The organism is Paenibacillus sp. LHD-38, assembly GCF_031157315.1.
Lineage (GTDB): Bacteria > Bacillota > Bacilli > Paenibacillales > Paenibacillaceae > Pristimantibacillus.
The window spans coordinates 1-12,812 of sequence record NZ_JAVIFU010000063.1; the positions used below are offsets into that span (position 1 = coordinate 1).

6 protein-coding genes and 4 pseudogenes are annotated in these 12,812 nt (G+C 48.0%); 7 read left to right on the forward strand and 3 right to left on the reverse strand.

Annotation, left to right across the window (positions count from 1 at the left end; genetic code table 11):
* Nucleotides 1-117: 117 nt before the first annotated feature.
* Nucleotides 118-336 (forward strand): annotated as a pseudogene (locus tag RCO25_RS30575) (IS4 family transposase); the annotation flags it as partial.
* 147 nt (nt 337-483) lie between these two features.
* Nucleotides 484-561: pseudogene (locus RCO25_RS30580) on the forward strand (Rep protein); the annotation flags it as partial.
* Between the two features lie 659 nt (nt 562-1,220).
* On the opposite strand, the gene RCO25_RS30590 reads toward RCO25_RS30580, so the two are convergent.
* Complete coding sequence (locus RCO25_RS30590) at nt 1,221-2,120, reverse strand: helix-turn-helix domain-containing protein (protein ID WP_308999864.1); 900 nt, start codon at nt 2,118-2,120, stop codon at nt 1,221-1,223.
* A gap of 120 nt (nt 2,121-2,240) precedes the next feature.
* Here RCO25_RS30590 and RCO25_RS30595 point away from each other — a divergent pair, with 120 nt between their 5' ends.
* The 3 genes and pseudogenes from RCO25_RS30595 to RCO25_RS30605 form a co-directional block, all read left to right on the forward strand.
* Complete coding sequence (locus tag RCO25_RS30595) at nt 2,241-3,455, forward strand: glycoside hydrolase family 88 protein (RefSeq protein ID WP_308999865.1); 1,215 nt, start codon at nt 2,241-2,243, stop codon at nt 3,453-3,455.
* A 183-nt stretch (nt 3,456-3,638) separates the two neighbouring features.
* Nucleotides 3,639-4,772, forward strand: a pseudogene (locus RCO25_RS30600) (DUF2264 domain-containing protein); the annotation flags it as partial.
* Between the two features lie 189 nt (nt 4,773-4,961).
* A pseudogene (locus RCO25_RS30605) lies at nt 4,962-5,348 on the forward strand (beta-galactosidase); the annotation flags it as partial.
* A gap of 600 nt (nt 5,349-5,948) precedes the next feature.
* Here the strand turns inward: RCO25_RS30605 and RCO25_RS30610 are convergent.
* Together RCO25_RS30610 and RCO25_RS30615 are read right to left on the reverse strand one after the other, a co-directional pair.
* Complete coding sequence (locus RCO25_RS30610; RefSeq protein WP_308999866.1) at nt 5,949-7,541, reverse strand: IS1634 family transposase; 1,593 nt, start codon at nt 7,539-7,541, stop codon at nt 5,949-5,951.
* Between the two features lie 351 nt (nt 7,542-7,892).
* On the reverse strand, nt 7,893-8,837 hold the full coding sequence (locus RCO25_RS30615) for an AraC family transcriptional regulator (RefSeq protein WP_308999867.1): 945 nt from the start codon (nt 8,835-8,837) through the stop codon (nt 7,893-7,895).
* Between the two features lie 80 nt (nt 8,838-8,917).
* Between RCO25_RS30615 and RCO25_RS30620 the strand changes: the two genes are divergently transcribed.
* Nucleotides 8,918-11,002, forward strand: coding sequence for an alpha-L-rhamnosidase-related protein (locus RCO25_RS30620; protein WP_308999868.1), 2,085 nt, complete (start codon nt 8,918-8,920; stop codon nt 11,000-11,002).
* Between the two features lie 186 nt (nt 11,003-11,188).
* Nucleotides 11,189-12,742: an alpha-L-rhamnosidase-related protein gene (locus tag RCO25_RS30625; protein ID WP_308999869.1), complete on the forward strand. Its 1,554-nt coding sequence runs from the start codon at nt 11,189-11,191 to the stop codon at nt 12,740-12,742.
* Nucleotides 12,743-12,812: the final 70 nt, after the last annotated feature.

Below are 12,812 nucleotides of genomic sequence, written 5' to 3' on the forward strand. Positions count from 1 at the left end.
ACACTCTCACTTTACCAAACGAAGCGGTGTTTTTCTATTTTTCAATATCTGTATTGAACTCACCGTATATTTAGTCACATCATGCTGTTAAGCCGGTTTTCGCTCTGCGAAAGTTGAGTCAGTGAATACAAAGCCTTTTATATGATCAAGGATTATATGCCAATCCTGCATCAAGCCATACAAAAAAACACCCAAGCCATATCAAAAATCCTGTCTCGTCTGTTTCATCTGTTAGAAAAAAACGGACGAAAATCTCACCGCTATGAGAAAAAAACAGTCTTTGATATCTTAGGTGTTGTTTACGAGTATACTACGTCTATCAAGAAGGTTGCATAGTTAACGTTTTAAAAACAGCCTCGTGGTTTAGGCTTATTTGGCAAGTTTATTTGTAAGGAAACAAACTACTCATGAAAATAAGAGAGTTCATCACTTGATTCCAAAATGAAGGTTCTTAGCTTGATGGGCATGTGGCGCTACCCCTTTAAAGAAAAAAGAGATTTACTCAATCCCGAAGGGGCAGGACAGATCATTGAAAATGGTCGTACTGTAAGCCCTAGAACGTAGATTATGAATCCTTATATTATGATTTGTGCATATTCACGCGGATCTTGACAAGCAATCTTAAGATGGATAACATCCTCCTCAATCAGAAAAAATTCGGAATTCGTTTATCCATCTTTGGTTCTTTCAATTTTAGCGAAGGATTCTGTGTTAGATGTCCTTCTTCAAAAGCAAATCGGAAAAGTGAACGAATGAATCGAATCCGATTGTGAATATGCACTTTTTGAATTTCTGTATTGCACCGGCTGCCGCGTTGGTGAAATACAGAAATTGAATACTGAAGATATATCAACTGGAAGAACTGTTCGGCCATAGTCAATGGAAAGGGTTCTAAGCAGAGAGAAGTGTATTTTACATCCGAATGCAAGAAAGAGCGGATCACAACACTCATTCAGCGTCAACTACAGCAAAGAATCGCTGGTCTGCCTAGTTACATCAAGGCTTATCTGCCTATTTCATGCTGCGAAAGTTGAGATAAGAAGACGATCTGCAATATGACGGCAGATCGTCTTTTTCCATCTATTTAATCATGATCCCGAGCACGATCTTTAATGCTGGTTTGGCTAAGGAAATGGGAATCACTCCTGAAGGCAGCCACGGCTCACCACCGCCACATTTGTGAGAGAGTACCTCATGCGGTACTCTCTTAACTAGAAATTCTAATGGTTATCTTCTTCCTCGGCTCGAACGGCGGTCAACAATCGTTGCTGCTTGCTCCTGTATTGCGTCGGCGTGCAGCCGGCCCACTTGCGAAACTGGCTGGAAAAATGCGACGGAATCGGCCATCCGACCCGCGCGCCGATTGTCTCGACGGGCCAATCCTTGGTGGTCAGCAGCAAGCAAGCCTCCTTAATGCGCCGCGCCAGCAAATAATCTGTCACCGTCTGTCCGGTCTCCTCGCGGAACAGGCGGGAAACGTGGAATTTGGACAGGTGCAGGTCGCTTGCCAATTGCTCCAGCTTGAACGGCTCGTGGAAGTGGTTCTCGATCCACTCCAGAATCGCCTCTGCATGAGAAGCGGAGCGGGAGGAGGAGGGCGCCTTGTCCAGCTGATAGGTGCCTTCGCTCTCTAGGAATATGAGCATTTGCGTCAGCAGCGCGGCTTTCAGAGAGGTGCGGCCCTCCGGCGTCGCTTGATTCAGCAGTCGTTCGTAGTAGCGCAGCAGTGGCTCGATGGGATGCCGGTCGGCAAAATTGTAGAATGCCTGCGAAGCCAGCCGCTCCTTCCAGATGCGTCTCAGCGCGGTCGACAAGCTGCCGAAGGTGTGAAGCCCGCTTGCGAACGTGTTCGGCTCGAAGTGGACAATCGAGCGGACATAAGACGACGACTCGGTAATCGCTCTCACATAATGAAGCTGGTAGGGCTGGAACAGGAACAGCGTGCCGGGATTCATCGGATAGACGGTTTGATTCAGGATGACGCTGCCTTCGCCCTCATGGACGTATAAGAGCTCGATGCCGGGATGGTAATGAAAGAAGCCTTTGTAGCCGGGCTCGGCTTCCCGAAGTAGATTGGTAACGGGACCGTTATGTAAATCGACGGACATCAGGCGATTCATCGTGTTGTCTTCCTTTCCGCATATCCGCAATATAGCTATAGTCTAGCACAAGAGAACTGAACTGTCGCTAAGTAGCATTTGGTATCCTCATAGGAGAAACTTATGAGAAGAGGGATATACATGCGGCAACATATTATGGATGACGTCGTTGTAAAAACGAAAGCGAACATCGAACGATTCGGCGACCAATTTCCTCATGTCAGCCTGAACGATCAATATTCGCTTAACGATAATAACGATTGGACCGACGGCTTCTGGTCCGGCTTGCTGTGGCTTTGCTACGAATATTCAGGAGACGAAGCCTTCAAGGAAGCCGCTCGCAGAACGGTCGCCAGCTTCCGCAATCGATTGGACAACCATGTGGCGCTGGATCATCACGATATCGGCTTCTTGTATTCCTTGTCCTCGAAGGCGCAATGGATGATCGAGGGCGACGAAGAGGCGAAATGTTTGACGATTGAAGCGGCCGACGTGCTGTTGAACCGCTGGCGTCCGGAGCTCGGCATCATTCAGGCATGGGGACCGAAAGGCCATCCGGAAAACGGCGGGCGTATAATCATCGATTGCCTCATGAACCTGCCGCTGCTGTATTGGGCTCATCAGGTAACCGGCGAGCAAAAGTATTACGATGTTGCGGTAGCACATGCGGAGAAGAGTCGCCGTTTCCTCGTGCGCGGAGACGACTCCTCGTACCACACGTTCTACTTCGACCAGGAGACAGGAGACGCGCTGCACGGGGGTACGCATCAAGGCTACTTCGACGGCTCCACGTGGACGCGAGGACAAGCATGGGGCATCTATGGCTTCGCTTTGTCCTATCATTACACGAACAACAAAGCTTTCCTCGAAACGTCGATCCGCCTTGCGAAATATTTCCTGGAGCGTCTGCCTGAAGACCTTGTCGTCTATTGGGACTTCAACGCGCCGGTCAATGCGGAGACGAAGCGCGACAGCTCGGCATCGGCTGTTACGGCCTGCGGCATACATGAGCTGCTGAAGGTGCTTCCTGCGGATCACCCGGATCGGGAGGCGCTTGCGCGCGGTCTGGAGCAGACGATGAAGGGACTGGCGGAAGGCTATTCCACGGTGAACAAGCCGGATGCGCAGGGCTTGCTGGAACGCGGCTCGTACAGCGTGCGCGGCGGCGAGTCGCCTGACGACTATATGATCTGGGGCGACTATTACTACATGGAAGCGCTAATGCGCATCGAGAAGGGACATAAAGGGTACTGGTACGATTCCGCTGTACGACGAGTTCCGCCAGAAGATCGAAAGCGCGGCGTTGATCATAATGGAATCGCTAACGAAGAACTATTTGACGACAGACAAAGATAACTCCAACGCGCTGCTGAAGGGCGGAGTGTATGCCTACATCAGAGAGCATCATCGCAATGAACCGTGTATTTGGGGCGATTATTATTACATGGAAGCGTTATGGAGAGTATTGAAACCATTTAAGCGTTTTTGGTAAAGAATAAGGAGGATATTTAACTTAAGAGCAAACCATTCGAGAATAATGATCGGCAGCTTTGGCTGGATTGGATGTATCTGATCGGCGAGCCGGTATTAATAGCGCTTAGAGACAGGAAGCTACGCGCGACGATGCCCGTTCAAGCCCATCCCAGCATTACGGATCGTGAACATTGCACCTATTTGGAAGCATTGGGGCGATTGCTGTGCGGCATTGCTCCCTGGCTTGAATTGCAGGGTTTAAGTGGCGAAGAGGAAACCAGGCGCCGGCAATTTGCCGAGCTTGCAAGAGAAGCGATAGATGCGGCCACGGATCCGGAATCCCCGGACTTTATGAATTTCTCGAAGGGAACGCAGCCCATTGTCGATGCCGCGTTCTTGTCTCATGCGCTGCTGCGATCGCCGAACGAGCTTCTCGGTAAATTGGATGATCGCGTAAAAAGAAATTTGGCCGCTTGTTTAAAAGCAACGCGAACGCGTAAGCCGGGATATTGCAACTGGTTGCTTTTCGCGGCTATGACGGAAACCGCTCTATTCATGCTGGGAGAAGACTGGGATCCGATGAGAGTAGACTATGCACTAAGAAAACACGACGAATGGTATGTTGGGGACGGGACGTATGGCGACGGGCCTCATTTTGTTTGGGATTATTACAATAGCTTTGTCATTCAGCCTATGCTGGTCGATATATTATTGACGATGGGATCGCAGCACCCTGAATGGGAAAAACTCGTGGAGCCTGTATTAAAGAGGGCGTCGCGACATGCTCATACTCAGGAGCGGCTTATTTCTCCCGAAGGGACGTTCCCGGCCATCGGACGATCGCTAGCCTACCGCTTCGGAGCATTCCAGCTGCTATCGCAGATGGCGCTGCAAGAGAGGCTGTCGGAAGTATTGTCGCCCGCTCAGGTCAGGTGCGCGCTTACGGCTGTTATCCGGAGGATGATAGAGGTGCCAGGCACTTTCGATGCGGATGGCTGGCTGCGAATCGGCTTTTGCGGAGATCAACCGGAGGTCGGAGAGACGTATATCTCAACGGGCAGCTTGTACTTGTGCGCCGCTGTGTTTCTGCCGCTTGGCCTTCCACCGCACCATTCCTTCTGGCAAGGCGAGGCGGAATGGACCTCGAAGAAGGCTTGGTCGGGGAAATTTTTGGCATTTGATACAGCTTTGAAGCACTAGAATTAACAATTCAAGACTCGATATTGATAAGCGGTAGATGATCGTCCTTATTGGGGAAGCGGCTTGCTCTGGCAGGCCGCTTTGTGTATTAAGCGGATATTCGTCGTATGTGCGAAGCGGAGCAGTGTATCAAAGAATGGGTGATCATTGTATATGTCTGCACTGGATCTATTAGGGGGAGCCATCATCATGAATAAGAAATACCCGCCGATTAGCGGTAAGCTGCCCGTGTTTATGCACGGCGCAAACTACAATCCGGATCAATGGCTGGACTCTCCGGAGGTGCAGGAGGAAGATATCCGGCTGATGAAGCTGGCGCATTGTAATGTGATGGCGGTCGGCATCTTCGCATGGTCGGCGATCGAGCCGGAGGATGGCAGTTTCGAATTTGGCTGGTTGAATGACGTTCTCGAGAGATTCAGGGCGAACGGCATCTATGCGTGGCTGGCGACGCCGAGCGGCGCTCGTCCGGCCTGGATGTCGGACAAATACCCCGAGGTGCTGTGCGTAGGGGCGAACCGTGTTCGCAACCTGCATGGCGCTCGCCATAACCATTGCTACACGTCGCCGGTCTACCCGAGAATGTTGCCGTTATGAAAAGCCTCCCGCGCCTTCGCTTGGGCTGTGTCCTCCACCAGTGGACACCTTCATGCAGGAGCTCAGTCATCACTTTTTCCAGTAAGGTTCATCTTCATGCGATACTGGAAGGACGATAGGAAAGTAACTTGTGCATTATTTCACACCTTAAAAATCTAAAAAAACTGTCTTGACATCTTGTAGCACCATAAAACGTATTCTTGTTACTCAACCTGAGCTAGACAAGTGGCTAATGTAGGGGTGGACTCTGGAGTGAGGCTAGTGTTACTTCACTAATGGAAACGTTAAATAAGCAGCTTGCTATCCGGACTCTTTTGAGTACCGGATTTTTTAAGATAAGTTATGCACTGATTCTTGGAAAATAAGAGTGAGAGTGGCTGCCCGCTGTATATAAAACGATCTTTTTTTAGACTTTGTAAACATCGGCTTAAAGTGACCCCAATTGACCATTGTTTTGGTCTATTTAATCGTCTATTATTCAAGGTGTATTAAGTAATCAAATTTAAGGTTTAATAGACAAAAGGGAAACTTTAAATGGATAAAATTGGGCATATACCCTAGATTCCCGGAAAATTATACCTAGGAAGGAGCTTCCACACCTAGCCCCTCGAACAGGTGCAACTGCTTCTTAGTCATTTCTCCAATACGACGCCTGCGCCCCGGTTGTTCAAAGCATTCTATGACATCGAACTCATCCAAAAGCTCCTGCATGGTGTACTCTTTAAATAAGCCTCGATCTGACATTGCCTTCTTGATGTAGGAAAGATACAGTAGTGCAACAAATTGTACAAACAGCTTCCCTTCCAGATTCTCTTCTGAAGATACTGATGTTCGGCGCATATTCAAGCGTTCCTTCAAGTTGCCGAACGCTTTCTCGATCATGTCTTTCGAACGGTAGATTTCCAGCGCCTCCAGAGGATCTTTTACTCCATTAGAAACAAGTACGAAGTAGCCATAATTTCTTTCTACTGCATCGATCGCTTCTTGTTTGGCTGTAAGTGAGATCTCTCTTACCGGGGTTTCTTTCACTTCGTAGTATTTGGCGTACAGCTTTTCATGGTCCGGATTTCGTTTACCGGACATCAATTCTTCTTCCAGGCGATCTAGCAGATTGTTAAAAGCGATTTTGTCATCCGTTGCCTTCTGGTCATTGTAATACAGATGGAGATACATCCGTCGGGTATCTTTCACGACGTCACCGCTACGTTTTTTGGTTTGCTTGTAGTTCCAATCGATCATGAATGAATCATAATAAAGACCATGCCTAGAACTGAAATGTTTGCGTGTCACCATAGTAGAACGCACTTCGTCCAGTTTCTTCTTTACAAAGGTCAAGGATGTCTTAGCTGCGATTAAAAACTTGTAATGCTTTTCGTACAGAGCGTTAATGTTCTCTTCACTATAAAATCCCCGATCCATAATGAGTTTCACTTTGTTCAGATGGAGAAAGTCGATGTCTGCGAGCATGTTCTGAATCGTCTTCACATCGGCAATATTGCCGGGAAGCTTTCGATAATATACAGGTAACCCCGATGTCTGACCGAAGAGGAGGGCCAGATTAATTTGCGGCAGCCGATCGTGATCTTTGTTCATTCCATACTTGACTTGCTTTAGCGTTTTTGAATAGGACGAGATGGAGGTCGTATCGTATGCAAGATATTCCGTCTCTAATCGACGCTTTCCTTGCAAGAGAAAGAATTGTTGCTTGGCATCTTCGCTGATCGAACCAAACAGTTCGCTGCTACGCTGAGATGGAATGTCTTTTCCGTAAGGGTGAGCATGAGTCAACGCCCATTTCGAAAACCGGCTTAACGGGTTTCGATCTTCAAGAACCAAGTAATAGGCAAGGGATAAAATCTGCTTATAGGTGGTTGGAAAACAACGTTTTAAGTCATCGGTAATGCCGAGCTTTTCACCAATGGCATCAAAGAGGTAGGTGGCCCCATAAAAAAGGCGGTTACAGACGGTAGTAGGAACAGGACCCCGCTTTGGGTCTAGAGCTTCCAACTTTTCAAGCCTCTTAGAGGAGATGATGTTTCCAGTCACCGGATCCAGTTTACCGATACAAACACGGTGATTTCGGGCTTGTTGTTTTTCTTTATCCCAGTAGCCGGTCGATTCGTAAACATAAGTAACGCCATTTTTCTTGTTTTTCAAGAAAACGAGTGACATATAGATCCCTCCAACATAGGTATAATTATACCTATGTTTGGGCATAATATCAACCCAAAAAAACAGAAAAACCCTTGTCATATAAGGGTTTTGGCGAAGTTATTGTTATAATTTTTCGGGAATGCAGGATACACGCGTTTCGACTTCCGATCAGTCTATGGATTTACAGTCTTATTCTGGATTTGCTCTACATTAAGGCTGGCCTAAATAACAATTGAGCCAGGGAGCTGCCGAGCTTCAATTAACGCGAATAATACGGCAGATTGGAAAAGCCATATATAATGTACAACTCCCAAAAACAATCAGTGAGATGATTCTGGTTGCTTTTTGGGAGTTGTACTTTTAGCAAAATTAGTATCGGAAGCTTTGTTTCCCACGCCCCCTCTCCCGATACTCTCTCGGCGTCTGACCGATCAGCCTTCGAAATACGGAGCGGAAGTGGGCGATGTCCCGGTAACCGACGTTGTGGGCAATATGGGCGATTTTGTGATCCGTTTCGAGCAGTTGGCGACAGGCAGTCTCCATTCGCCTGTGCTGCAGGTACTCGGTAAAGCCCATCCCCGTTAGATTCGTAAACAATCGTATGAAATGTCGTTTGCTCATGCCGCTGGCCGAGGCAAGCTGCTCCACCGATAAGGGTTCGTGGATATGAGTATGGATAAAGTCTAGCAGGTGTGACACTCTGGCGTCCATGAGCGATTCGTTCTGCTGATTTGCTTCCGTACTCGGAGTTAGCAGCCGTGCCAGCTGCACGATCAAATAAACCGTTATGGCGATCATGCCTGCTTCGAAGCCTTGTCGCTTGTCCATATATTCGCGATGAAGTTGCTCGAAGGAGGGACCGATCTTCATCGCTTTGTCGATGAGGGTCAAATACGTTCCCGGTTGACCGCGAAGAATGGATAAGACCTCGCCGCTGCCGTAAAGGGAGAGACCTTGCGCCAATTGCTCCACGAAGTCAGGCCTAATGCACAAGTTATAGACGAGGAGTCTGGCATAACCCGATGGTTTGCTCGGACGGAAAATATGAGAGGTGCCTAAAGGTAAGACGTACAGGCAGCCTTTGCCCGTTCGTTCGATATGGTCTCCAATGTAATGATAGCCATCGCCTGCCATTACATAGACGATCTCGATATAGGCATGATAATGCTCCCTCAGGTCGAAGCCTTCTTCCCAGCGGTTGATGAAGAGAGGAAGGTTTCCTTCGAAGTGCTCCGAGAGAGGGGAATGATGCAAGGGTGCTTTTGCTGCTTTTTTATAGGATTTATTCATCTTCTTGTCGTCATTGTCCCCCATGATTGGCATTTCTCCCTATGAATTGTTGTTCACGAATAGTATACAATCTTAGACAATCGGATGGAAAGGGGCTACTCTCAATGAAAGCAAGGGAAGACAAACAAGCAGTCTGGATCTGGTATCCTGGTGATTTCGAAGTTCGATTGCACGAGAGGATGTCCGTGAAGCGCAGAACAAGAGACGTGATGTATCCTGCGTACTGGAGATTGGATCGGCACTACTCTAATGTGAAGTTTCGTATAGTATATGATTTACCACAGGAAGAAACCATCAGGATCGCCGCAGAAGGAACGTTTTCTTTGTACCTGGATGGAAGGGACAACTATCGTTCTAACGAGCCCGAGTTCACGTTGCCGGCAGGACGACACGAGCTTGCCGTCTGTGTATTCAATGATGTTGAAGTCCCCGCATTATTGATCAGCGGCTCCACCATTACGACTAATTCTTCATGGGAAGTTACTTCTTATCAGAACGATTGGGTGATGGCGGCATTTTGGACGTTTGGTTCGCCAGACAATCCCCCTTCGCAGTATCGTCTATCGGTAACTCCCATGTCTCCGGTAACGGAAGAGCTATACCAAGGTTTTCCGCTGTTCGACTTCGGACGAGAGACGTACGGTTATCTTCGTTTTCATGGCTTGAAGGGGAATGGATCGGTTCGGGTGTATTACGGGGAATCCCGAGCTGAAGCGCTCTCTATGGATGAATGTTATAGCCTAGATTGTTTCCGAGTATCCAATGACATAGGAAATTCGGAAGACGGGGCGTACACGTTAAGGGATGCAAAAGCATTCCGATATGTCTGGATTCACGGGGATTCTGATGTTAGCTGGGAAAGCGTATCGATGTTGTATGAGTATGTTCCGCTCACCTATCGGGGTTCCTTCGAGTGCTCGGATCCCAAGCTAAATGAAATATACGAGATGAGCTTATATACGCTGCATCTGAATACGAGAGAATTTTTCCTAGACGGCATAAAAAGAGACCAATGGGTATGGTCGGGAGACGCGTACCAGTCCTTCCTCATGAATTATTACAGCTTTTTCGATCTTGATGTGACGCGCCGAACTCTGATTGCGCTAAGAGGGAAAGATCCTCTCGTTAAACATGTGAATACGATTCTGGACTATTCGTTGTATTGGTTCATCTCCCTGTACGATTATTATCTGTATACCGGCGATGCGGAATTCATCCGGCAATATTATGGACGTGCGGTGACCATGATGAATTTCGTTCTTCAGCAGCGTAATGAGGAAGGGCTGCTGGAGGGCAGATTGGATGATTGGGTTTTTGTGGATTGGGCGGATTTCAGTAACGAAGGTGCCGTCAGCACCATTCAAATTTTGCTTGTGCGTAGCCTAGAGGCGATGAAGGTGTTCGCAATGCTTGCTAAAGATGGTACTGCCGCTTCTGGCTACAGCAAGCTTGCCGAGGAAATAAAGGAGAGTACACTTCGTCTGTTCTGGGATGAAAACAAAGGCGGATTACTGCACAACTGTGTGTCCGGCGTTACGCAGCCTACGTTAACGAAACATGCCAGCATGTTTGCCCTGGCCTATGGCTATTTAACGTCAGAGCAGCAGGAGCGGGTCGTTCAGCAAGTGATGCTGAATCCCGATACGCCAAAGATACGCACGCCGTACATGAGATTTCACGAAATGGCCGTGCTCTGCGAGAGCGGTCAGCATGAGCTTGTGCTGAAAGAGATCCGCGGTTATTGGGGAGGAATGATTGACCTTGGCGCAACAACCTTCTGGGAGGAATTTGATCCGTCGTTGGAAGATAATGCGCATTACGGCATGTACGGCGTTACCTACGGCAAAAGCCTATGCCATGCTTGGGGAGCAGGACCTATCTACCTCTTCGGCAAGTACTTCCTCGGCGTTGCGCCAACCTCACCTGGCTACGATACCTACAAGATCCAGCCGAATCTTGGTGGTCTTGAGAGAATGAAAGGAACGGTACCAACCGGAGAAGGGGAGATTCGGATAGAAATGTGTCGAACAGAGATTAGAATAGAAAGCACTCATGGTAAGGGCCAGTTGATCTTCAAAAGCACCGAATTCCCTACTTGCAACAATATCGAGGTTCGAGTTAAAGGGCAGAACCGCTATGAAGTTGACATCGAGACAGGACAAATGTATGTAATCACCTACCGTGATTAAATCCTGATGTCTTCTAGATAAAAACGGATTTATGCAAAATGCTCATTTATATCGGAAGAGGTTTTCTCAATTGAGCATCTGACTAAAAGGAAGATAAGGAATCAAAAGAAATAGATATATACACACTAAATAGATCATCTTATATTTGACTACAGAGTACTTTGATGATTGGATAGGTGATGAAATATGACGGTTAACCAGACATTGATCGATGAAGCAGAACGTTTAACGCCTGACTTGTATGAATCCAAGGTTTTACCAAAACGATTGGTAGAGGTTATTGCCGATTCGAACGCCTTTCAGGGTTGGCGGATGGGTACAGTTGGCGACTATGAGGAATTACATTCAAAGACGTTCGGCAAGAACGAGTCAGTTACTCTTGATTTTGGTGATCATCTTGTTGGGTATATATCTTTCGCAGTGGAATCGGTTGGAAGTCCGCCAGACGCACCGTTAAAGCTGAAATTGATATTTGGCGAGATGCCTTGCGAAATCGGAGAGCCTTTCGATCAATACGAAGGGTGGTTGAGCAGCTCCTGGCTTCAAGAAGAAACGTTGTTTGTCGATGTTTTGCCTACGGTCGTGCGGTTGCCCAGGCGATATAGTTTCAGATATGTGAAAATCCAAGTGGTGGACGCTTCACGAAAATACCGGATACAGGTTACGGACGTCCGCTGTACCACGGTCACTTCCGCGGACGTCTCGAAAGTAGAACCGTTGCCTGACCACGTGCCCGAGGACTTGAAGATGATGGATCGAATCGCAATCAAGACGTTACAAGATTGCATGCAGACCGTATATGAGGATGGTCCGAAACGGGATCGGAGACTATGGATCGGCGATTTGCGCCTGCAAGCGCAAGCAAACTATCTCACATTTCGGGACCGGGATGTAGTGAAGCGCTGCTTGTATTTGTTCGGCGGGATGACGCTTCCTGACGGCAAGGTCGGTGCTTGCGTGTTCGAGAAGCCGGCGCCGCATGTCGACGACACGTGGCTTTACGATTACTCCCTTTTCTTCGTTGCATGTTTATATGATTATTATGAAGCGACTCTCGACAGAGAAGCTTTGGAAACATTATGGCCGGTCGCATTAAAGCAACTCAAGCTTGGAACGGAACGATTAGGCTCCCTTGGCGTCATCGTGGAGGACTCGACATGGTGGTGCTTTATTGATTGGAATGACGATCTAAACAAGCAGGCGCCGGCGCAAGCGGTGTTGCTTTATACCCTAAAACGTGGACAAAGGCTGGCCCGCACTCTTAAAGATTTACAAGAAGAACAGTGGATCGCTGATCAGATCGAGATTGTATCGAAGGCGGCTATGGAGCATTTTTGGGATTCGGAGCGCGGCTTGTTTGTAAGCGGTGAAGATAAGCAGGTTTCTTGGGCTTCCCAGGTATGGATGACTCTAGCCGAGTTGCTGCCGCAGGAGGAAAACGCAAAGCTGTTTGACCGATTGCATACCGAGCCTCCCCAAATTGGAATGAATACGCCGTATATGTACCACCATTATATTGAAGCCATGTTTTCATGCGGCAAAGAGGAGAAAGCGTGGGAACAGCTTCGGGCGTATTGGGGTGAGATGGTTGCGGATGGAGCGGATACATTCTGGGAATTATACAACCCGAAGGATAAGAAGCTTTCCCCTTACGGGAGTAACCTGATCAACAGCTACTGCCATGCTTGGAGCTGCACGCCGACTTATTTTATCCGAAAATATTGGTTGAGCGCCTCATAGCTGGATCGACCCAATACCCATTCTGGGGTTGGGTCTTTTATGCTTTTTAACGCTAATTACTGGGAAAAGG

What these genes read in the sequence shown, in the direction of transcription:
- RCO25_RS30590 (WP_308999864.1), bottom strand. Translation starts at nt 2,120, where the DNA reads ATGAATCGCCTGATGTCCGTCGATTTACATAACGGTCCCGTTACCAAT.
- RCO25_RS30595 (WP_308999865.1), top strand. Translation starts at nt 2,241, where the DNA reads ATGCGGCAACATATTATGGATGACGTCGTTGTAAAAACGAAAGCGAAC.
- RCO25_RS30610 (WP_308999866.1), bottom strand. Translation starts at nt 7,541, where the DNA reads ATGTCACTCGTTTTCTTGAAAAACAAGAAAAATGGCGTTACTTATGTT.
- RCO25_RS30615 (WP_308999867.1), bottom strand. Translation starts at nt 8,837, where the DNA reads ATGGGGGACAATGACGACAAGAAGATGAATAAATCCTATAAAAAAGCA.
- RCO25_RS30620 (WP_308999868.1), top strand. Translation starts at nt 8,918, where the DNA reads ATGAAAGCAAGGGAAGACAAACAAGCAGTCTGGATCTGGTATCCTGGT.
- RCO25_RS30625 (WP_308999869.1), top strand. Translation starts at nt 11,189, where the DNA reads ATGACGGTTAACCAGACATTGATCGATGAAGCAGAACGTTTAACGCCT.